Here is a 21,329-nt window from a genome sequence, read left to right as displayed (position 1 = left end):
TTAATTTTAACCTCTTACTTCACCCAAAATTCAACCTTAAGCGTTAGACCAATTTAATAAGGTTTTTGCCAAGTTCTACTAAGGATTATTCATGGATATTTCTAACATTTGGTATTTTATAATTCCTTTTGCTATTGCCGCCGCTATTCCTGGGCCAGCTCAAGGCACTTTAATCGGCCATGTATTATCTCATGGAGGGCGTTCAAGTATCCCTTTCATTTCAGGTATGGTTTTAGGTAATGCTGTTTGGTTAATTGTTGCGATATTAGGATTAGCAGCATTAGCTCTACGCTTTGAGACAGCTTTTATTATTGTAAAATGGTTAGGTATCGCTTATCTCTTATTTATTGCGTGGAAAATGTGGAGTTTAGATAAATTACAGACAAAAATGTCTACTGAACAATCTGTAGGTAAGGGGGTTTTAACTGGATCTTTACTAACTCTTAGTAATCCTAAAGCTGTCATATTTTTTGGTGCAATACTTCCACATGCATTTGATTTAACAGCGCTCTCTTGGACTCAAGTCGTATTTATTACTATTTTAGGTATAGTTATTGATCTATCTATACAACTTCTTTATCTAGCTGCTGCATCTAAAATTAGAAAAGCGATTAAATCAGAGAAAGCTATGAAACAGGTTAATAGAACTTCAGCGGGACTCATGGTTACATGCGCTGGTTGGTTAGCATCGAGATAAATAATAAAATTAATATATTATAAAAGGTCCTTATTGGGCCTTTTATACATCTTTTCTGATTGCTTCAATATTTTATAGAAGAGAGAATGATTCGTGCTAATTGAGCAAAGTTTGACTCAATCTAGACCTTAAGTTTTTGAAATTTTAAACTTTAACTTAATGATATAAAAGTAAATTGTAAATATTACTTAAGAGTTTCCTTAATTATCTAATTAAATGAAAAACAATAACTATTTAAATATTTTCTAGCCAATTTCACATTGACACTTCAAATATTGGAGATTACCATTTGCGGGCTGGCCTACATTGCCAGTCGGTTGTCGCAGACCGTTTAGTAAAGTGCATCAGATTATTCCTTCTGAGGAGTATTCTTGTGTATATCGATCGTCCCTCGCTTGTTGCGGTAGGACGAGTGAGGGACACCCTCGGGTGTGCTGATTCTTTACTATCAGTCTGCGAACCCTTGCTCGTTCTGCCACCATAATTTTAATGCCTGGCAGAACTCCATATTTTAGGAGTTAGCTTTGCACATCCATTATTTCTTGGCAGCCATTGCCAAAAGCTATAACGACACAACTTAAAATTTTAAAGCAGTTTGATCGCCGTTTGGCCTTCAGACTTTAAATCTTTATTACTTAAAATTTAGATCAACAATTAAAACTTGAGATGTGCCAAGCACAGTCTTTACGGCTTTGCTATGCCTTTTTTTCTCCCAAAAGGCAGCGGCTTTTTATATCTCACTTATATACAACAATAATTTTTTAAAAAGGTAAAAATATGCCATATTCAGATCTTCCATTTCGTGCTTTAAGCGTGCTTCATTCGGCAAGATACTTATTTAACAAATACGGCTTTCATAACGTCGGAGTAGACCGAATTATTGAGTCGGCAAATACTACCAAAGCCACGTTTTATAATTACTTCCACTCAAAAGAACGCCTCATTGAAATGAGTCTAACCTTTCAAAAAGATGGACTTAAACATGAAGTCATTTCGATTATCAATGTTCAAAAAGAATTAACGCTAATTGAAAAGCTGCGCAAAATTTATTACTTACACGCCGACTTAGATGGGCTTTACCATTTGCCCTTTAAAGCTATTTTTGAGATTGCTAAAACACATCCCAAGGCTTATGGGACCGTAGTTGACTATCGGAACTGGCTGATTAATGAAATCTATAATTTGCTTTTAAAAAGTAATGAAAATACCTCAAAACAAGATGCACACATGTTTTTGTTTGTGATTGATGGGGCAATGGTTCAGCTTTTAGACCCAAACAAACCAGATGAACGGAAGAGATTGCTTGAGTATTTTTTATTACAGTTGTTGTGACATTTGGGATGTGTACTTGAGAGACACATGCCGTCTTAAACCGCTATAAAATTCTGCTTGGTGATTTTATAATACACAGCAATAACGAAAGTTTAAGCGCCGTGCTAATAAGTAAGATTCAATAGGTACAGCGGTTTTTTTAGACAATAAACATAGAAAATTGAGTACTGGATGCCAAATCAATTTGAAACGCATATTTCAGATGTGGGAACTACCATTCATTTAAAGATGAATGGTGAGCTTGTAGAAAATCTAATAGCTTTGGACTTTCTAGCACTAACTTTTTTTGACATTTTATTTGTGTATGGTGTTTATATAGTGTACGCAGAAAATGATAGTTTCCTGACATTTTTTTTAATATTCATACTTTTACCATTTCTTTTCTACTTACATTCTGAATATAGAAAAAATAAACGATGGATTAAAAATGCCGAGGAAACATTTTTTATTTCCAAAAATAATCTTTGTATTTCTAAAGAATGCCTTGGGAAAAATTTGTTAATACAGGATATTAATACTCAGAAGATTATTGAAATTGTCTACAGACCTTGGAATGGTGGATTAAATCCGCCTTTTTTACCAGATTGTAGCCAAGGTACTATTCATTTAATTGGTTATGATGAGGGTTATTCATTTGGCATTAATCTTAACAAAGACGAAGCGGAAGCATTTATTACTGAACTACGTTCATTAATTATACAACAACAGGAACCTCGACATTTTATTTTTGCCCCGCATCTGCATTTAGCAAAAGATTGAATAGAAATAAAAATAGTTCCAAAGTATTTATTCTAAAAAATATGTCAAATAAATTAATTGGTTATTGAAAAAATGTGAATAATAAGCTCTAATAAAAAATTTAATTTTGATATATCTATTTCATAGTAGATATTGAAGGAATAATAATGGCATTTAGAGTTAACAAGTGTTTCCATGCTGTTGGAAATGGAACTTTATTTAGTGGTCAAATACAAAATATACAAAATTCTGAAGTTTTTAATTGGCTATATGATTGCGGTTGTACCAGTCCAAAAATTATCCAAAATGCAATAACAAGTTTACCAGCTTGGTTTCACTCCCATAATACAGTTGACATCTTGGTGATATCACATTTTGATGATGACCATGTAAATGGCCTAGAAATATTACTAAAAAATTTTTATGTAAAAAGATTAGTACTTCCTTTTACTGAATGGTCTCAGAGCATACGAGAAATATCAATATTAGGTAAAAAGGGTACTACACCTTCAATTGCCTTATTTCAATTAAATCCTGCTAAATGGTTAAAACTAAATGGTTTTGAGAACCGAATAAGTGAAATTATATTAGTAAAAGGAGGAGAGAATCCAGACTCCGATATATTACAGTCGGATATTAATTTAGTATATAACACAGATCTCCCAATAGATGATCCAACGTCAGTCTTTTTTGAATTTGATACACCAGTTCAGTACTCTAATATTAAATTATCGACAATGAACCATTTTCAGTCTTTTCAAGATTCAAGTAAATCTTTTGAGTTTATGTTTTACAATGCTGAAAAGAGTTTCTCAGAATTGGGACTTATTTATGAAGTAGGAGGAAAAAGATACGCAAAAAAATCACGTCAAGAGATATCTATTGTTAAGGCTGATATTGAAAAAACTATTATCTCTCTAGGTCTAGATCAACATATTAATAATTTACAGAAAGATTGGCGTAAAAAATTAAAGAACTGTTATGAAAAACACTTCGGTAAGACTGGTAAGGCTAAAAATAATATTTCTTTATGTATGTATGCCGCCCCTGCAGAAATTAATTCAATTCCATATAAAACTCGTTTTGCAACATTACTTACAGGCGATATTAATTTATCACCTAAAGTTATAGATGATATGGAACTACATTTTGGAAAAAATCGATGGCTGTCTATTGGAGTCGTTCAAGTGCCACATCATGGATCAAAATATAGTTGGACAGTAGGAAATACAGCTAAGCTTATGCCAGCAATATTTGTTCAGTGTGCAAATCCTACAACAAAACATCCTCATCCTGACGTAGAAGCGGATCTTAAGAGTTCCGCTGCAATAGTATTTGAAGCTAATCGTAAATTATCAGTAGATTATAATTTTAGATATTAATTTTATTTATGCTAGAAGTCCGAAATCAAGCTTGTCTGTCATATTTCTTATAAATGAATGATTACTAGCTAATAGTTCGTCCCACATATCTAAGCAATAATCTAGTGTTTCATCATCTTTATCATTTTCTGCTTGATCATATAATTGTTGAATGACTCTCGTGATAGCATCTGTATCCATACGGCTTACTAATTCTTGAGTCTTTAACTTAAGAATATTTTGAATCATGATAATAATAAGGTCACTAAATTGAGCCATATTCATAGAACTTTCTTCTATTGAATGTAACACATTATAAATATTATGATTTAAGGCTTTTGAGTGAACATATATTTTGAAAAACTCCCGAGCGTATCTTTTCGACCAAAACTTTTGATTAAAAAAACGCCCTATATTTTTAAGAATTTCCTCGTTTTCTGAATTAACTAAGATCTCAAAGATCTGTTTCATTTTTGAGTGCTCATATCCTTTGGTATCATCACCTAAGAGTTGGTTAATTACTGAGGCATAACCCAAAAGACTTTCTTGATTTTTAGATTCAAGTCCTTGCTGCAATTCTTCTTTAAATAAACCATTGAATAACCATCGAGCAATAACTTGTTTGTGACCTTCCTTGCTAACATCTTGATATGGAGAATCTAGCATCATTTTAACAAGGGTTATAAATGACTCTTTAAATTCACTACTAAATGCATTATTGAAATAGTAGTAATAGCCATGACTTAAGGTATTTCTAATGTCTTTTTGACATAATTCTATAAACTTTTGAAAAGCATAATTACGTTCATAATTATACATGGGCAGTAGTAAATCAGCAGTTGCCATTCTTACGGCTGCATGTTCATCCTTTAAAGCATTTTCAATAAGATATTTGTGAGAAAGAGCATATTCTTGATCATCCCAAAATTTTTCAGCCAATCCTTTATATGCTCTTCCTCTTGTACAGTTAAGAGTATTTCCAGATAAATCATGGCTTGAAATTTCATCTATTTGATTAGGTTGACCTCCTCTATGAATATTTAATTTATTTGGTAGTGGGTCATCTGCTGATAAAGCAATATCTTCCAGTAATTTTAAGTATTTTGGAGATAGTAATTTAACTCTTCCAGAAAGTAGTTTTTGGAGTGATCTAGAATAATTTAAAGATGAAAAATGATCGATAACTTGTTCAATTAAATCAATAGGACAGGGGATCCATTGTTCTTTTAGATGCTCTGGAACTTGATCAAGATTATTTTCGCTTAATCCTGAATATAAAGCACTAATATAATCTTGATGAATATTTTTCGGTAAGGTCAAAGCAAATTTTGCAAAACGTTCAGGTTCAGCATTCACAGCACTTCTAAAATTACTTGAAAACTGCTGAATACTACATTCGGTACTGTACTGATCAAATTTAAAGCCTTTAAACTCTTTGGGATCTGTCAGTATTAATTTTTTCCAAGCTTTATTTGATAGTTGAAGGTAATTTTTAATGGGAGATCTAACAAATCCTGCCATACTGTTGGATTTATGACAAAAATCATTTTCAGTATAGTTTCCATATTTACGGTTAAGTATGGTAATTAGTTGTTTAGACTTTTTAGAAATACGATATAAATCTAACTTAGGCAGTAAATGATATTGGGTTTTACCCCAATAAGGTATGTAGCGGTTTGTACGTGTAGCTTGTAAACGCCATCTAATTTCTTCTAAATCATAATCAGGGGGAAAATAATAAATTGTATTTTCAAGTTGCTCAAAGTTTTTTTGATTACAATGAGGCGAAAATTTTTCAATTAGTTTACCAGCCAATTTCCAAACAGGTTCTTCGTTATCATTTCCTAATTTGAACTTATGGGTTGGGTTGTCTAACAGCCATTTAATTACAAAATCAGCATGATCTATCTCAAGATTTAAAAGAGCATTACCATATATACGATTAAATATTAGATTGGGATTATTTTTTAATGGGACTAATAATTGAAAAAGTTCAGTAGATTGTAAAGCCATATTCTGAGAAGCTTTAATGACGAGAGTGAACAAGGCTTTGTATATAAAAGTTTCAAACGATGTTCTTGCAGCATATTCTTCAGACCATTTAAAAGCATCAAAATCCTTAATTAGAGATTCAGCAAAATACTGATCTAAAAAAGGTAAAAAAAATCTTAGCACATCTTGTGAATAGTTTTCAGAAAGTTTTTCAATACACTCTGTGTTGTAATCAGCCCATTCTTCTGTTGAGCTTAGTCTTGTATATAATTCTTCATTACACATGAGCTTTAATAGATGCAAAGCTCTCAACGGATACTTTTTAGCTAAGTCATCCCAAAAAATATAGTTACTGTTGACTCCATTTTGAATTAGCTCAATGCGAAGATTAAATAATTCCTCTGAATCATCACTCATATTCCAGCATAAACAGTTGTATATCTTTTGATTCCACTCAGGTGATCGATTCACGAACTTAGATAATTCATTAATTAACAAGTTTGGAGCTTTATCAGAAACTGAGCTTAAAAGCTCTAGAGCTTTAGATTGCATCTCACTATCTTCATCTAACCAATCACTTAGATAATGATTTTCGGAAAGATATTGAACGAGTGTAGAGCAACCGCTACAACTTGATCTTAAAAAATGCGGGAGTAGTTCATTATCTTCAATAATCCTATTTATAAGTTTTTTGAGTGGGGTTTTGAAGTTTTCTATATGCCGTAATGTACTAAAGACTAATGACTTTAAGTGGAAACGAATCTCAGAATGAAAAAGAACTGCCTCAATACAATTACAGAAAGCTCTTTCATCTGCTTCATATAACATCGCGAGTGCATATCTGAGATGCTCTCGTTTTAAAAGGGTTTGTTGATTTTTTGAACCTAATTCATGTAAGAAATCTTCAGATGAACTAAGACCTTGCGAATATAACTTTTTTCCTATTGCATAATCATAGATAGCTTGATGTCTAAAACTAATTTCTCTATTTTGCTCAGTGAGTAATCCAACAGAAATCATAGCTTTCTTAAATTCTGATGAACCAATTGATAATTGAGTTGATGAAACACTTAATTTGTTAGCTTGATTCATCAAATTTATAACTTCATTGAAGAAATTTTCACTATTTGCTGTAGAAATACCATGACTATCAGTGAGTTGTTTAAATCTATCATCGATGAAAGATTTGATTAAATCTAATTTGGTTGTAAATTTAGGAGCGCACCCTAAATCATTGGCTAGATCCATATAAATACCTAGCCATAAAGGAATTTTTAAAATATTCTGTTGCTCATTACTCAACTGATCATAGTCTTCAAATTGGCTAACATATGGCTTAATCTGATCTGGCTCAAACAGTTTTAGTTCCTTCTGTTTGACATCACTATTGAGCTCACTGATCCAATTTCTTAGGCGCACATCATCTTCGAGCTCAAAGTTTCGTGTTGCCATAATAATTTTTATATTGGTATGGGCATATTGACGTAGTAAAAGAATCTCTTTAACCATTTTAATGCATATATCTAATGCATTTGATGAGTGAAGAGCAGTCCAACGAAGAGCGTCTAACTGATCGAGCAAGATGATAATTTCTTGACCCTGTCCATATTTTTCTAAGCAAGCAATAGGTGAATATGGAAATCCTAAATCTTTTCCAAATTGATCAAGATTTTTTTTAGGAACTCGTCTATCTAATCGAATAGGAAGAACAATAGTCCCAGATCGAACAAAATGTTTTTTCAAATCTAATAAGAAAGCACTCTTCCCAACCCCTGCATCCGCTTTAATTATTGTAATTGGATTATTATTAACAGTATCTAATGTAGTACTGAACTCTGCACGTTGAATGTTTTGTTGTGATATTAAATAAGGCTCGATTGAACGATCAAATTCATCATTTAGCGTTGCTATTACATCGGATATATAAGGATGACCCGGATAGGTTTTAAAGGAAAAGTGGTGGACTTCTAAATCTGTTTTAAGAATATGAGATGTAATATGTGTTCTTAACTTACCACATTTAACAGGGTAACTTTGAAGGAAATGAACAAGATGACTAGGAGGTTGATAAACCAGTTTTTCAGCTAATAATATACACAGTTCATTATCTATATCATCTTCATTAAATTTCTTTATTTCAAAACACTTTAGAAAGTGAAGAGCTTTATCTAAATCGTCAGGATTTGATAGATTTAATTCTAATTTTGTACACAATTCACTAAATAATTTACGTCGTTCTTCACTAATATTTTGAATTTGATAATTGTAAAAATCAGAACTTGAACCTGTACTATGTCTAGCACTTTCACAAATATCTTCTAATATTCTAAATCCAATTCTAGATACAACTTTGTAAGATTTGGAGCCATCTAAAATGTGTTGAAAACCTTTTGTTAAAAGTTCTTTGGATTGGAGTGTGGCAAGTGTCCAAGCATCACTTGATCTATCTCCAATCTTGCATTGATGATGTTCTCTAGATCCATCCAGATTACCAATAATAACATCTACAGCATCTTCATCTGGACCAATAGGTTCTACTTGTACATAAGAAATTTTTTCATCTAATAATTTTAAGAGTTGAAATGCTACCCAAGAAGTTTCATAACGATTGCCAAATTTTTCTGTAAAGCCACCTGGTTCTAAAGACACAAATATTCCTCAATTTTTAAAATATTTTTATTATTATAATTTATATATTTTTTTCTAATTTTCCAATAAGTAACGTTGATAATATATTGGAAATTCAATATTTTTAAATTTAATAGGTAAAGATTAAAAATTAGTAAATTTTATTCAAATAACTTTGAGAAGAAATATGAAAAATATTGAAATTTTAGAAATCAATGAAATTGGCAATTATGAAGAAGGCTTATCACTATTGTTAGAAGATTCTATCAATGGCGGAGCTTCAATAGGTTTCTTAGCTCCTATAGAAAAGAACGAGGTTTTAAATTATTGGCGTGAGGTCAACCATAAATTAGCACAAGGTAATAGCCGTCTATGGATTGCCATTCAAGAAGGAAAGGTTGTAGGTAGTGTTCAATTGTCTTTAGTGAGTAAAAAGAATGGAGTTCATAGAGCTGAAGTTGAAAAACTCATGGTTCTGACAACAGCAAGAAAACAAGGAATAGCCACGTTACTACTTAATGAACTTGAAAATTTTTCAAGAACAAATAGCTTATGCTTACTTGTCTTAGATACGCGTGAAGGCGATGTTTCCGAACTTTTGTATAGCAAAATTGGATTTGTTCGTGTGGGTGTAATTCCAAGTTTTGCATTAAGTTCAAATGGGACCTATGATGGCACCGCTATTTATTATAAAAGGCTTGTTTAATTACCATTAAAAACGTATCTATTTGGAAAGTTCCCCAATCGAGAAACTTTCCAATATTTTGTTTAAAGATGCTTTTGAAAGAACGGAATAATTTTTTCTAAAGCTTGAACAACAGGTTCAGGTTGGTCATATAAATCATAATGACTTGTATCTTTAACCACAAAAAGGTTTTTTTCTTTAGAGGCAGCTTTGTTATATAGCTCATAACCATCACGATAAGAACCGAATCCACCCGCTATATCACCAATCACAATTTGTAAGGGTTGAGTGAGCAAGTGATCTGCCAAGTGAAATGCATCAAACCCAACAGCAGCCGCTAAACCTGAAAAACGGAGTTTATTCGGTGAACCTTCTGCCTGACCACGAGGGGTTTTGTAGTAATCAATCGCTTCTTTGATATCAATATCATTGATTCCAGCTTGCTCACGCTCTTGTTGTGAGTTTGGAATGTACTGGGTAATAAATGGTTCAGCACCACGTGCTTCGGCAGTTCGTTGCGCAGCAATTGCTTCTAAAGTCTTAATAGCTGCGTCAGGTGTTTGATCACCTTCACGCATTAAGCGACCATAGTTTGCCGCTACAACGGTCGCCACGGCTTTAAAACGGCGTTCAGTCATAGCCGCATTGACAGCATAACCACCGCCACCACATACGCCTAATACACCAATACGATTTTCATCTACATAATCGAGAGTTGTTAAATAATCGGCTGCACAACGGAAATCTTCTACACGAGTTGCTGGGTCTTCAAGGAAACGAGGTTCGCCACCACTTGCACCTTGGTAGGAAGCATCAAAAGCTAATGTAATAAATCCTGCTTCAGTGAGTTTTTCACCATAAATTGCACCTGAAGTTTGTTCTTTACAGCTACTAATTGGGTGGGCGCATACGATGGCTGCATATTTTTTGTTTTCATCAAAATCTTTTGGAAAACGAATGGTTGCAGAAACATCGATATTTTTATTTTTGAAAGTTACAGTTTTCATCATTTTATCTCTGAGAGAAGAACTAGGTCGATGAAACAAATATAACCGTAGTGATTCATTATGATAATCCACTATAATCAGATAGCACTTATATTGAATACTTATAAATAATGAAAGAAAATTTAAATGATCTGCATACTTTTATGGTCGTTGCTCAAGAACGAAGTTTCACCCGTGCGGCTGCAAAACTAAGAACATCCCAGTCAGCCATTAGCCAAACACTTCGCAATTTAGAAGACCGAATTGGTATAAAACTATTATCACGAACCACAAGAAGCGTAGCGCCTACAGAAGCAGGTGAATATCTACTCAATTTGCTTCAACCTGCAATACAAGAAATAGAGCATGGCATAAATCAAATAAGTGCTTTAAAAAATGATCCAACAGGAACATTACGTATCAGCGCCGATGAATATGGAATCCAAAGTGTTTTATGGCCCGCAGTTGAAAAAGTGATCCAACAATTTCCTAAAGTTTCAGTAGAAATCATATCTGACTATGGTCTTGTGGATATTGTAGAAGGGCGTTTCGATGCGGGACTTCGAAGAGGCGGCTTGGTTTCTAAAGATATGATCGCTTTACAAGTGAGTGAGCCAATACAAATGCTAACGGTTGCCACCAAAGAATATTTAGCTCGTTATGGTCATCCCCAGCATCCAAAAGATTTAGTTGAACATCAATGCATTAATTTAAGACTACCTACACATGGTGAACTCTATCGTTGGCAATTTACCAAACAAGGTAAAACCCAAACTGTTAACGTTAACGCTAAAATTGTTTTTACAACCTTATCTCCAGTACTTCAAGCAGTAAGAAGTGGTGTAGGAATTGCTTATTTGCCCATTGATATGGTTCAGCCTTATATTGAAAATGGTGAGCTAGAAGAAACACTTAAGGACTGGCGACATAGCTATGAACCTTATCACTTGTACTATCCACATAGACGTGAGCAAGCACCTTTATTGAATATCTTAATTAATGCCTTAAAGGAAAATTTTAATAAAATATAGTGCTTAATAAGGTTTATCTTTAAGCACATTCAATAATGTTGCATAGACAGTAAATAGTAACTATTAATGCATTTATATATTAAATATATTTTGTCCGATTTGCGGACAGAAATCTCATAAAGCGGTATTTTCTCTATTCTTTTTATATCCTCAAATAAACTTAAAAATTAGTTTATCCATTACCTAATGGAGATTAATTTATGGAAATCTTAAAAACAAAAATTGCAATTATGGGCTCAGCGCTAACGGGCCTACCAAACAGTGAAATAGAGATTCTAGCGAATAGCGTAATTGAACTATCTAAAAGTATGAATGGTGAGCAAACCGTAGTCGATGGATAGACCTAAGTGCTCAAAGACTGGATGTAAATATATCAACAAGAAGATTGGAAAACGATTATTAGAATTTAAATTATTTTTTGGAGTTAAATATGAGATTTAAAAAAGGATTTTTAGCACTCAGCCTAGGTTTGCTCTTTATAAACTTGGGATGTACAGACAATGATAGTGCTGACAATAACGGTGCTGAAAGTATTTATATTAATGGAAAAATTTATACCGCTAAAGATAAAGACTCTTTTCAGCAAGCCATCGCAATTGCCCATGATGGAACAATTATAAAAGTGGGTACTAATGAAGAAATTAAAAAAATTGCAGATAGCAATACACAAGTTTTTGACCTTGATAACAAGGTTTTAATGCCAGGTTTAATTGATAGCCATATTCATGCTTTAGCTTCAGGTGTAGAGGCTGTATTAGCAACCATGGATAGTGACGATACAACAATAGATATTTCTAAGGTGGAAGCAAAACTTAGACAATCGAGTCTGGATGGTACGGGTGTTGCTGGAGATGTTCTATTTTTAAATGGTTTGTCATCAGAATATTGGGAATTAGCTGACCAACTATCCAATGTATTTAATAATAATGAATGGAAAGATCGCCCAATTGCATTAGTGGGTAGCGACCATCATACGGCATGGGCAAACCAAGCACTCTTGAAAAAGGCGGGTATAGATGCAAATTTCATTCAGCAATTAACCCCAGAGGATCAGCAAAATATTGCACATAATGACAAGTTTGAACCCACTGGTTTTGTGGTCGATTCTGGCTGGGATATGGTGAGTGATAAAATTCCATCTGTATCACATGATCTACTTTATAAAGGTTCTAAAGAAGCGATCAAATACTATAATAGTTTAGGCATAACGGCATGGATGGATATTGCTGCGAATGCCAGTCCCAATAAGGGAATTACCAATATTCATAATACAGAGGAAACCCTCGGGATGATTCCAATGTATAAAGAATTATCTCAGAAAGGAGAGTTAACGGCGCGAGTTTCTGGTTTGCATGTAATCAACTCAAAAAGTACACCTCAAGTTTTTAACATCATTGAGTCAATCAATAGTAAATATAAAAACATAGATAACTTTAATTTAATTGGAGTAAAGGTATTTGCTGATGGCGTATTAGAGTTCCCAGCTCAATCTGCTGCATTACTTGGCCGATATTCTAATAGTAACAAGCAAGGGACTTTATTATTTGATCCAAACACCTTTAAGTTAGTTGTTGATGAAGCTGACAAGCGAAATATGCTGGTTCACATCCACGCCGTTGGGGATAGAGCTGTACAGGAATCTTTAAATGCAATTGAATATGCTCGCTCAAAACGTCAGAGCAATGTCCCACATAGTATTACTCATCTCCAGCTCGTAGATCCTAAAGACTATAAGCGCTTTAAACAAAATAATGTGATTGCTTCTATGCAACTAGCATGGGCCTACGAAGACAGTTTTAACAAAGAACTGGTAAAACCTTATATTGATGCATTATCTTATAACGGGATGTACCCTGCGCATTCGTTGTTGGTTAACGGCGCGACAATTGCAGGTGCAAGCGATGCACCAGTTTCAACCTCCAATCCTTTTGTTGCTATGGCTACAGCAATTACAAGAAAAGGAATTGAAGGAGATGTTTTAAATCCAGCGGAAGCGATTAATCGAGATACCGTATTTAAGGCTTATACGATTAATTCAGCTAAAGCACTTTATTTAGATAAAAGCATCGGCACGCTTGAACCGGGCAAAAAAGCCGATATGATTTTAGTGGATAGAGATATTTTTAATGTTTCACCTGAACAGTTGGCTGAAACAAAAGTGGTTTGGACCATTTTTAATGGGAAGAAAGTCTATCAACAGTAATCAGGCTATTTAGGTTTTAAAGTGGGCTGAGGAAAAATCAGCTCACTCACTGGACTACTGTATAAAGCAATATTAAGCTAAAATTTGCTTCATATTAAAAATATAGTAATGAGCAAATATTTGCGCAAAAATTAGAGATTTAAATAAAAATGCGCAAATATATTCACAAAATCTCTTTTTTATAGTATTTTTGAGAAAATATTTGCGCATTTACTGCCATGAAAAAATTAACAATACAAGCCTTACTAGATAAAAACTGGGTAGATATAGCAGACCTAAAACTGCTAGAACCTAAGTTGGGTTCGACGAGTGGCAGTGAATTAGAATATGAATTGGATTATGCAATTCAATACTTAGACAGACGAGATGAGCATGCCTGTAGTCTATCACTTCCTGTACAAATTCTTATAAAACATGAATCGAACACATGGTTTGGCTTTTTGGATGATATTGTTCCTTCTGGCGCTGCACGCCGTTATTGGGTGAATTATCTAGATTTACAACGTTTAACCTATTCTGAGCAAGAAAGTATTTTGTTAGAAAAAGGGGGGATAGCACCCGTTGGTAATTTACGAATTAAAGAGGCGCTTCCACCTATAAATCCAGAATCAACCTTACATTTACGTTATTTTAGCAAAGAAGATGTTGCTGAGCGTAATATTGATTTTTTGGAATACGCTCAGCAAATGGGTGCCATTAGTGGTGGTGCAACTGGGGCAGGCGGGGAAGCTCCCAAATTACTTATCCGAGTTTCACCAGAACAAAAAGTCTGGATTGATACCTACCAAGAAAATTTTGATCAGCCAGATCAACATTATTTAGTTAAGTTTCCGAGAAATAAACGTAGTGAGATCGATTGCGACATTCTCAGAGCCGAATATTATTACTATCAGGTGCTCAATGAATTAGGTTTCAATACGATTGAAACAACACAAATGAAGCTCATTGAAGGTACAAAGTATCCTTCTTTGTGGCTACCAAGATTTGATACAGAATGGCGTAATCAACAGTGGCATCGCCATGGCTTAGAATCTGTTTATTCGGTGCTAAATAAATCTTCTGGTAGTCATCTTAACCATTTTGAAGTAATTGAAGATCTATGTAGCTTACTGACGCGCATTGATTCAGATTTTGATACTTCACAATTCATTTGTGAGTGGTTACAACGAGACTTACTCAATATTATTTTTGGTAATTCAGATAATCATGGTCGTAATACATCATTTCTAAAAAAATCTGGAAAAATTTCTCTTTCACCTATTTACGATTTTGCACCTATGAAAGCTGATCCAGAAGTTGTGACCAGATCGACGACTTGGGGAAGTCCGTATGAAGAAGGCGGTGAATACCGTTGGGCTCAAATTACTCAAAAACTTGCGCCCTGGTGTGATCCTGATTTATCTCTAGGAACATTAAAGGCTTTGGCAATTAATCTGCTTGGGTTAAAACAGCGATTAGTTGATAAAGGAGTACCGAAAAATATTATTAAAATGCCAGCGCTATCATTTGATTACATAGAAGCTAAATTGAAAAGATGGGAACTGCTATGAATATAAAAAATCAGACTCAAGATCGTCAGCAAGTTCTTATCGATTTATATAAACAATATTTATTTAATGAAATTACGCTAGGACAATTGCTGTCGCATTTGCGAAAGAATGTACTGGGTTTGTCGCAAGAACAATATGCTGTTTTGGTGGGTATAAGTCGTCGAACATTAACTGATATTGAGCAGGACAAAGGTAAACTTACTCAATCAGTGTTAGATAAGGTGTTTAAGCCACTGGGTTTAAAAGCAGGTCTTGTACCTACGCATGAACATATTGTTGGCAAAATTATAAAGCCATCGGAGTGAGTGATTAAATTAATAAACGTTCACAAGGGTACGCTTGTGAACAGTGTTCTGGTTCTTTCCAATAAATTTCAGTTGTTTTATTTTTTCTTTTAAAATTTGGAAATTTACCCAATAGATGTTCCTTTCATTCACAATGCGTTTGAATGAGCTTCACCGTTAAACAATAAAAAATATGCAAAAATTCTAGTCAGGCAAATCACTAATTTGAATGAAATTAGTAATAGGAATGCCATTTATTTTTTAATTTAAAGGATTGAAGTAGCCATGACTAGCTTTTCAAATATTGAGTCTCAGTCACAGCAAGTTGTGCAGAAAGACATAAAAAAATCCTTAATTGCGAGTGGCATAGGCAATTTATTGGAATGGTATGATTGGACAATTTATGCTGTCGCTTCCGTATATATTGCTTCAGCATTATTTGATAAAACTGACCCAACATCAGCATTGTTAAATACATTAGCTGTCTTTGCTGTTGGCTTTGTTTCTAGGCCAATAGGTGGATTTGTATTTGGTCCACTTGCAAATAAATATGGCCGAAAAAATATTATGCTGGTCACGATGGTAATGATGGCTTTAGCAAGCTTAATGATTGCTTTTATTCCATCTTATGAAGAGATTGGAGCATGGGCATCAGGTCTATTACTCATTGCTAGATTGGTTCAAGGTTTCGCTCATGGTGGAGAAACCGCAACCTCATATGCATATATTGCAGAAATTGCTCCACCCAAAAGACGTGGTTTATGGTCTAGCATGTCATTTTTTGCAGTGGGTGCTGGGTCATTATTAGCAACACTTTTTTTAGCATTACTCAATGTGACCTATACAGATCAACAAATGCACGAGTGGGCATGGCGAATTCCTTTTGCTATTGGTGGTGGGCTTGCATTTTTTGCAATTTATCTCCGTAGAAATATGATCGAAACACATATTGAAAAAAATAATGATCAAATGTCAGATGAGGTAAATTGGCCTTTTTCTAAAATTATGAAAGTCGGTATTAAGCTTTTCTTTTATGAGGCAGGTTCAACTTTAACCTTTTATACATGGGTCACTTGTGCAGCTATTTATGCAATCGGCATACAAAAAATGCCTGCAAAAGATGCTTTTATGATGAGCTGTATTGCACAAGTAATTTATCTGATCTGTCTACCATTTCAAGGGCGGTTATCTGATTACATTGGAAGAAATAATAACTCTTTAATCACTTACATTGGTTCATCTTTATTGCTGTTCCCATTGTGGTCATTAATTAGTAATGAGCCTTGGACTTTGTTAGTTGCTCAAAGCATTGGGCTATTTACAATGGGTTTCTTGATGTCTTGCAAACCAGCAGCCATGTCAGAACAAATTCCAACAAAATATCGAACTAATTTTCTCGGCTTCTTCATGTCTTTGGCAGTAACCATTTTTGGTGGTACGGCTTCCTATGTGAATACTTGGCTTTACTCAATAGATAAAGGTTGGATTTTTAATGTTTATCTAATTGTGGTGTCCATAATCGCTTCAATTGCAGTATTAACTTGGAAGAATAATAAAGGCATTGATTTAGATCAGGTTAAGTAAAAACTTAAAAGCAAAGACCGAAATAGAGGTCTTTGCTTTTTTTATGGAAATTTAAAAATATTTAACGGAGTTATAATGCAAAAATTATTTAAGGATAGAAAAGTCTTAATTACGGGTGCTGGTAACGGTATTGGTGCCGCAATTGCAGAGCATCTTGCCCAGTTAGGTGCGACAGTTGCACTAATAGATTTTAATTGCGATCTATTGGTCGCTAAGCATCAAGAGTTGGCAGATAAAGGCTATCACGTCAGTTCATTTTGTGCTGATATTGCTAATTATGAAGCTTGTCAGGCTGCCTATGAATATTTTTATAACGAAATAGGCTTTATTGATACTTTAGTAAACAATGCTGGGATTTCACCAAAGCATCAAGGACATGCCCATAAAATCTGGCAATTATCTCCGGAAGAATGGCAACGGGTAGTAGATGTTAACTTAAATGGATCTTTTAATTTGATTCGTATTTTAGTTCCTCAGATGATTAAACATAAGTTTGGAAAAATTATTAATACATCGTCAGTTGCTGCAAATGCATATCTTCCTGTGGTTGCTTGCCACTACAGTGCAACAAAAGCTGCAATTATTGGCTTAACTCGACACTTGGCTGGAGAGCTGGGTGCTTACAACATTCATGTAAACGCAATTGCACCCGGACGCATAGAAACGCCTATGGTTTTAGAAGTAGGCAATCAAGTAAACCAACATGTGATTGATGATACGCCTTTAGGCCGATTAGGTTCCCCGACAGAAGTCGCAAAAGTCGTAGAATTTCTGGCTTCAAATGACAGTAGTTTCGTCACTGGACAAGTGATTGATATAGCAGGTGGTTGGCTCATGCGATAAAAAAGGGAGAAGTCTCCCTTTTTTCTTTAGCAATAATGATTGGTTTTTATTATTGCCTGTTTCAGATTTTCTTTATTCAGAGGAGGTTCAAAGTTTTTACTATAGTCATTTTGCAGTGTATGCATAATGATCGTTTCTAACATGGAATCACTGATCTCTTGATGATATCCCAGTTCAGCAATGGTGGTCGGTAAATCAACAGATTTAAGAAAATTAATCAGCTCAATAATAAAAATATGCTCTCTATTTTCTAATACAGCTTGAACAACGGTACCATAAGCCACTAACTCTCCATGTAAATTGGTAGCCAGTTCTGGAATGGCTGTTAAACCCCTTATAAGAGCATGTGCTAAAGATAAGCCGCCACTTTCAAAGCCTAAACCACTTAAAAGTACTGTCGACTCAACGACTCGTTCAACTGAAGGGGTAATATGGTGCTGTTTGACATCTTCATACGCTATTTTTCCCCATGTGATGAGATTACTATAAGTATTATTTGCTAATAATAATGCTGTTTCTAAAGGTGGTGTCGAAAATGAATTCAGGCCATGTGAATTTTTACATTGGTTTACTTCAAACATTTTACTAATAGCATCCCCAATACCCGCAGCAAAAAAGCGAGCAGGCGCCTGCACAATAGTATCTAGATCAACTAATACAATATCTGGGTTTCGCTTTGTTTTTTCTACACCTTGAACCTTATGATTCGCATCATAAACAATTATGAGCCTACTTGTAGGGGCATCGCTAGACGCGACTGTAGGGCAAATAATAATGGCTATATTTAATTTTTTTGAAATACCTTTAGTGGTATCCATTGCTTTACCGCCACCTAGTGCAATGATGGAATCGATATCGTGTTGTTCCATAATATGACTAAGTCGCTCAATAGTTTCATAGGTACATTCGCCAGGAAACTTATAGCTAATAAAATCTAAATTTGACTGCTTAAGCGATATAGTGACTTTATCTAAAATAGGTCCCTCAATAGCTGGATCATAAATAATTCCAATTTTTTTAAATTGGTGTCTTGTTGCAATATCACCAATATTTCTTAGAGCATGTTCACCTTGAATATATTCACCAGGAAATCCCATTATTTTTAACATATCTAATCCTTTAATAAACTTGGTTAATTTTCAGTAGTAGAAAAGACAAAATGCCAATCACTTTACGAATTGGCATTTCTTTATAAAAGGCAGTTACTATCGGATGATTTTTTCTAATTCACTTTCAGGAATACCAATATTTTTATAATGTTCTCGTGTGGCTTCTAATTTAGTAAACACATCTTCATAACCTACAGCTTTTCCAAATGGGTCTACATATGTATAGCCGCCATGCACGATAAATAGCGTAATCATTTCAGTAACATCTTCAGGTACGAAAAGAGTATGGGTTTCGCCAGGTGGTTCGTAAGCAAATGATTTTTCTTCTGCAATCCAATCATGCTCAAGATAATACCAACGACCTTTAAGTACGAATGCATGTACTGCTCCGGTATGACGATGTCTAGATAACACACCACTTTTTCGAACACGTAATAAGTTTATGTAGTAACCAGAACTAGTATTTAAAAGCAGAGGTTTAAAACTTACAGAGTCAGAGGTAGGCACCCATAAATTATCGTCTTTCAAAGCCGCATCTAAAACGCCTGGAATTACAAGATCGGGCGACATATAGGGAACTTGTGGTAACTGAAAAGGCATAAGTTCTTCATTGGCTGAGTAATCCGGATTTCTTTGCTGTAGCATCACTTTCTCCTTGAAATAAAGCATTCCGATTGAGTTAGATACTAGCAAAAGCAATTTGATCGTAGATTGCGTCAAATTCAAACTACATGTGAATAACAGGCAAAGTTTATGTAAATTAAAAGCTGTTATATTCAAATTTACTCTAATGATGTTTGAGAAAAATATTATGGACAATTATCGACAACTGATGGCCTTTATCTGGGCATACGAGCATGGAAGTTTTTCAGCAGCAGCAAGAGCAAATGATTTAACGCCATCTGCAATTAGCAAGTTAATTAACCGGCTAGAAAATCGTTTAGGTGTACGACTTATTCAAAGAGGAGCAAGACAACTGACATTGACCGAAGAAGGTGTTGCATATTTAAAGAGTGCACGAAATGTTGTATCTGCAATGAATGAGGCTGACTCTTTAGCTGAAGCATTTCCAACCCGTGTGAGTGGTGTTTTAAAAATTAGAACGATGCCAACTTTTGCACAACATCAAATTTTACCTTGGTTACCTGAGTTTCTAGATAATTATCCATCCTTAAGTGTAGATTTTGAGTTGAATGCGGTATATCAGGATGATTTTGATCGTGGTGTTGATATCGCAATCTATGGAGGAATACTTCCATCTTCATCAAGAATTGCAACTCGAATTGGAGATAGTGAGTGGATAACCTGTGCTTCACCTCAATATCTCGAAAAATATGGAACACCTAAACATCCTCAAGAATTATTACAGTATCGTTGTTTTCATTTTAATTTCTCAAGTAGTTGGAATAATTGGGATTTTGTTGAAAATAATGAAAGTTTTATTGTTCCTGTCAAACCGATCGCATCCTTTTCTCAAGGGACTTTTTTGAGAGATCTTGCATTAAGAGGAGAAGGGATAGTAAGACTAGCAGATTACCATATTGGTGAAGATATAAAACTTGGAAGACTGACACCGATTCTGGGGAATTTTCGTTCTGGAATAACTGAACCTCAGTATATTATTTATGCAAATCGAAAACTTCAAAGCCCTAGAATTAAGTGTTTTATTCAATTTCTACAGCAAAAAACCAAAAATAAACCGTGGCGAATTCACTAATATAAGTAGTAAAAGTTTTGATAGCTACGGTTTCTGTTTGGCTTTTTGGCGTAAGACATACAAATATAAGCTTTCTACTTTTTCACGTGCCCATGGTGTGGTACGTAAGAATCGCAATGATGATTTAACACTTGGATCTATGCAAAAACATCTAATTTCAATTTTACGACTTAAGCCTTCAAATCCACCGTAGTAATCCAATAATTCATCCAAAATGTCAGCAAGTTTTTTGCCGTGTAAAGGGTCATTGGAGGTGTTCATAATAGATCAACAATATTTTGGGAGGCTATTATTATAACCTGAGCTAGTTGGTAAATGAGAGGGTTAGATTGATCTAAACAAGCCCTAGAGATTTGCTTAAATTTGTTGTGAAGCAAATTGAGTAGAGGTTTGATTTACACTTATGTTCACCTTAAGTGATATTTATAAATAAAATAAAAAATAAATTATTTAAAATTAATATCTTAATGTATTTATTATTAAATAATAAAAAATTGAGTTCATGAACTAAGGCATTTGATTAGTTTTGGAACAGTTTTATATGAGTATTTATGCATCAAAGAAGATAAGTTAGGAAGAATTACTAGTA

18 protein-coding genes are annotated in these 21,329 nt (G+C 34.2%); 13 read left to right on the top strand and 5 right to left on the bottom strand.

Features of this window, described 5'->3' with window-relative positions; translation table 11 throughout:
- Nucleotides 1–91: 91 nt before the first annotated feature.
- From MSG66_RS03385 to MSG66_RS03370, 4 genes are all read left to right on the top strand, one after another.
- Nucleotides 92–697 carry a LysE family translocator gene (locus tag MSG66_RS03385; protein ID WP_324652267.1) on the top strand — a complete coding sequence of 202 codons (606 nt, stop codon included), beginning with the start codon at nucleotides 92–94 and terminating at the stop codon, nucleotides 695–697.
- Between the two features lie 777 nt (nucleotides 698–1,474).
- The gene (locus MSG66_RS03380; RefSeq protein WP_324652265.1) at nucleotides 1,475–2,029 is read left to right on the top strand and encodes a helix-turn-helix domain-containing protein; all 555 of its coding nucleotides are present in this window, start codon (nucleotides 1,475–1,477) and stop codon (nucleotides 2,027–2,029) included.
- Nucleotides 2,030–2,200: 171 nt separating this feature from the next.
- Nucleotides 2,201–2,788, top strand: coding sequence for a hypothetical protein (locus tag MSG66_RS03375; protein WP_324652263.1), 588 nt, complete (start codon nucleotides 2,201–2,203; stop codon nucleotides 2,786–2,788).
- A 146-nt stretch (nucleotides 2,789–2,934) separates the two neighbouring features.
- Entirely contained in the window at nucleotides 2,935–4,149 is a 1,215-nt protein-coding gene (locus MSG66_RS03370) for a hypothetical protein (RefSeq protein ID WP_324652261.1), read from the top strand.
- Nucleotides 4,150–4,155: 6 nt separating this feature from the next.
- Here MSG66_RS03370 and MSG66_RS03365 read toward each other — a convergent pair whose 3' ends face one another.
- Entirely contained in the window at nucleotides 4,156–8,769 is a 4,614-nt protein-coding gene (locus MSG66_RS03365; RefSeq protein ID WP_324652259.1) for a hypothetical protein, read from the bottom strand.
- 166 nt (nucleotides 8,770–8,935) lie between these two features.
- Here MSG66_RS03365 and MSG66_RS03360 point away from each other — a divergent pair, with 166 nt between their 5' ends.
- Nucleotides 8,936–9,454, top strand: a complete 519-nt coding sequence (locus tag MSG66_RS03360) for a GNAT family N-acetyltransferase (RefSeq protein WP_324652257.1) — start codon at nucleotides 8,936–8,938, stop codon at nucleotides 9,452–9,454.
- 62 nt (nucleotides 9,455–9,516) lie between these two features.
- On the opposite strand, the gene MSG66_RS03355 is transcribed toward MSG66_RS03360, so the two are convergent.
- Nucleotides 9,517–10,440 (bottom strand): alpha/beta hydrolase, encoded by a 924-nt coding sequence (locus MSG66_RS03355; RefSeq protein ID WP_324652381.1) that lies wholly within the window; start codon nucleotides 10,438–10,440, stop codon nucleotides 9,517–9,519.
- A gap of 110 nt (nucleotides 10,441–10,550) precedes the next feature.
- On the opposite strand from MSG66_RS03355, the gene MSG66_RS03350 reads away from it, so the two are divergent.
- The 7 genes from MSG66_RS03350 to MSG66_RS03320 all read left to right on the top strand — a co-directional run bounded on the left by MSG66_RS03350 (nucleotide 10,551) and on the right by MSG66_RS03320 (nucleotide 17,914).
- On the top strand, nucleotides 10,551–11,450 hold the full coding sequence (locus MSG66_RS03350) for a LysR family transcriptional regulator (protein ID WP_324652255.1): 900 nt from the start codon (nucleotides 10,551–10,553) through the stop codon (nucleotides 11,448–11,450).
- A gap of 200 nt (nucleotides 11,451–11,650) precedes the next feature.
- On the top strand, nucleotides 11,651–11,791 hold the full coding sequence (locus MSG66_RS03345) for a hypothetical protein (RefSeq protein WP_324652253.1): 141 nt from the start codon (nucleotides 11,651–11,653) through the stop codon (nucleotides 11,789–11,791).
- 89 nt (nucleotides 11,792–11,880) lie between these two features.
- On the top strand, nucleotides 11,881–13,653 hold the full coding sequence (locus MSG66_RS03340; RefSeq protein ID WP_324652252.1) for an amidohydrolase: 1,773 nt from the start codon (nucleotides 11,881–11,883) through the stop codon (nucleotides 13,651–13,653).
- Nucleotides 13,654–13,871: 218 nt separating this feature from the next.
- Nucleotides 13,872–15,203, top strand: coding sequence for a type II toxin-antitoxin system HipA family toxin (locus MSG66_RS03335; protein ID WP_324652250.1), 1,332 nt, complete (start codon nucleotides 13,872–13,874; stop codon nucleotides 15,201–15,203).
- Nucleotides 15,200–15,508 carry a helix-turn-helix domain-containing protein gene (locus MSG66_RS03330; RefSeq protein WP_262471936.1) on the top strand — a complete coding sequence of 103 codons (309 nt, stop codon included), beginning with the start codon at nucleotides 15,200–15,202 and terminating at the stop codon, nucleotides 15,506–15,508. The genes MSG66_RS03335 and MSG66_RS03330 overlap by 4 nt, the downstream gene beginning before the upstream one ends.
- A gap of 264 nt (nucleotides 15,509–15,772) precedes the next feature.
- Nucleotides 15,773–17,071 (top strand): MFS transporter, encoded by a 1,299-nt coding sequence (locus tag MSG66_RS03325; RefSeq protein WP_133973577.1) that lies wholly within the window; start codon nucleotides 15,773–15,775, stop codon nucleotides 17,069–17,071.
- A 75-nt stretch (nucleotides 17,072–17,146) separates the two neighbouring features.
- Nucleotides 17,147–17,914 (top strand): SDR family oxidoreductase, encoded by a 768-nt coding sequence (locus MSG66_RS03320; protein ID WP_202742036.1) that lies wholly within the window; start codon nucleotides 17,147–17,149, stop codon nucleotides 17,912–17,914.
- 26 nt (nucleotides 17,915–17,940) lie between these two features.
- On the opposite strand, the gene MSG66_RS03315 is transcribed toward MSG66_RS03320, so the two are convergent.
- Together MSG66_RS03315 and MSG66_RS03310 are read right to left on the bottom strand one after the other, a co-directional pair.
- The gene (locus MSG66_RS03315; protein WP_324652245.1) at nucleotides 17,941–19,023 is read right to left on the bottom strand and encodes a glycerol dehydrogenase; all 1,083 of its coding nucleotides are present in this window, start codon (nucleotides 19,021–19,023) and stop codon (nucleotides 17,941–17,943) included.
- 96 nt (nucleotides 19,024–19,119) lie between these two features.
- Entirely contained in the window at nucleotides 19,120–19,668 is a 549-nt protein-coding gene (locus MSG66_RS03310; RefSeq protein WP_202742038.1) for a 2,4'-dihydroxyacetophenone dioxygenase family protein, read from the bottom strand.
- 88 nt (nucleotides 19,669–19,756) lie between these two features.
- On the opposite strand from MSG66_RS03310, the gene MSG66_RS03305 reads away from it, so the two are divergent.
- Nucleotides 19,757–20,740: a LysR family transcriptional regulator gene (locus MSG66_RS03305; RefSeq protein WP_324652242.1), complete on the top strand. Its 984-nt coding sequence runs from the start codon at nucleotides 19,757–19,759 to the stop codon at nucleotides 20,738–20,740.
- A 24-nt stretch (nucleotides 20,741–20,764) separates the two neighbouring features.
- Here the strand turns inward: MSG66_RS03305 and MSG66_RS03300 are convergent, their stop codons facing one another.
- The gene (locus MSG66_RS03300) at nucleotides 20,765–21,001 is read right to left on the bottom strand and encodes a VF530 family DNA-binding protein (protein ID WP_002058193.1); all 237 of its coding nucleotides are present in this window, start codon (nucleotides 20,999–21,001) and stop codon (nucleotides 20,765–20,767) included.
- Nucleotides 21,002–21,329: the final 328 nt, after the last annotated feature.

It is taken from the genome of Acinetobacter sp. IK31 (assembly GCF_035615195.1).
GTDB lineage: Bacteria > Pseudomonadota > Gammaproteobacteria > Pseudomonadales > Moraxellaceae > Acinetobacter > Acinetobacter calcoaceticus_C.
Note: the sequence above shows the minus strand (reverse complement) of the source record. Positions and strands in the feature narration are given on the sequence as shown.

Bases quoted from the DNA above. Each gene is read 5' to 3' on its own strand.
- MSG66_RS03385 (WP_324652267.1), top strand. From the start codon at position 92: ATGGATATTTCTAACATTTGGTATTTTATAATTCCTTTTGCTATTGCC.
- MSG66_RS03380 (WP_324652265.1), top strand. From the start codon at position 1,475: ATGCCATATTCAGATCTTCCATTTCGTGCTTTAAGCGTGCTTCATTCG.
- MSG66_RS03375 (WP_324652263.1), top strand. From the start codon at position 2,201: ATGCCAAATCAATTTGAAACGCATATTTCAGATGTGGGAACTACCATT.
- MSG66_RS03370 (WP_324652261.1), top strand. From the start codon at position 2,935: ATGGCATTTAGAGTTAACAAGTGTTTCCATGCTGTTGGAAATGGAACT.
- MSG66_RS03360 (WP_324652257.1), top strand. From the start codon at position 8,936: ATGAAAAATATTGAAATTTTAGAAATCAATGAAATTGGCAATTATGAA.
- MSG66_RS03355 (WP_324652381.1), bottom strand. From the start codon at position 10,440: ATGAAAACTGTAACTTTCAAAAATAAAAATATCGATGTTTCTGCAACC.
- MSG66_RS03350 (WP_324652255.1), top strand. From the start codon at position 10,551: ATGAAAGAAAATTTAAATGATCTGCATACTTTTATGGTCGTTGCTCAA.
- MSG66_RS03345 (WP_324652253.1), top strand. From the start codon at position 11,651: ATGGAAATCTTAAAAACAAAAATTGCAATTATGGGCTCAGCGCTAACG.
- MSG66_RS03340 (WP_324652252.1), top strand. From the start codon at position 11,881: ATGAGATTTAAAAAAGGATTTTTAGCACTCAGCCTAGGTTTGCTCTTT.
- MSG66_RS03335 (WP_324652250.1), top strand. From the start codon at position 13,872: ATGAAAAAATTAACAATACAAGCCTTACTAGATAAAAACTGGGTAGAT.
- MSG66_RS03330 (WP_262471936.1), top strand. From the start codon at position 15,200: ATGAATATAAAAAATCAGACTCAAGATCGTCAGCAAGTTCTTATCGAT.
- MSG66_RS03325 (WP_133973577.1), top strand. From the start codon at position 15,773: ATGACTAGCTTTTCAAATATTGAGTCTCAGTCACAGCAAGTTGTGCAG.
- MSG66_RS03320 (WP_202742036.1), top strand. From the start codon at position 17,147: ATGCAAAAATTATTTAAGGATAGAAAAGTCTTAATTACGGGTGCTGGT.
- MSG66_RS03315 (WP_324652245.1), bottom strand. From the start codon at position 19,023: ATGTTAAAAATAATGGGATTTCCTGGTGAATATATTCAAGGTGAACAT.
- MSG66_RS03310 (WP_202742038.1), bottom strand. From the start codon at position 19,668: ATGCTACAGCAAAGAAATCCGGATTACTCAGCCAATGAAGAACTTATG.
- MSG66_RS03300 (WP_002058193.1), bottom strand. From the start codon at position 21,001: ATGAACACCTCCAATGACCCTTTACACGGCAAAAAACTTGCTGACATT.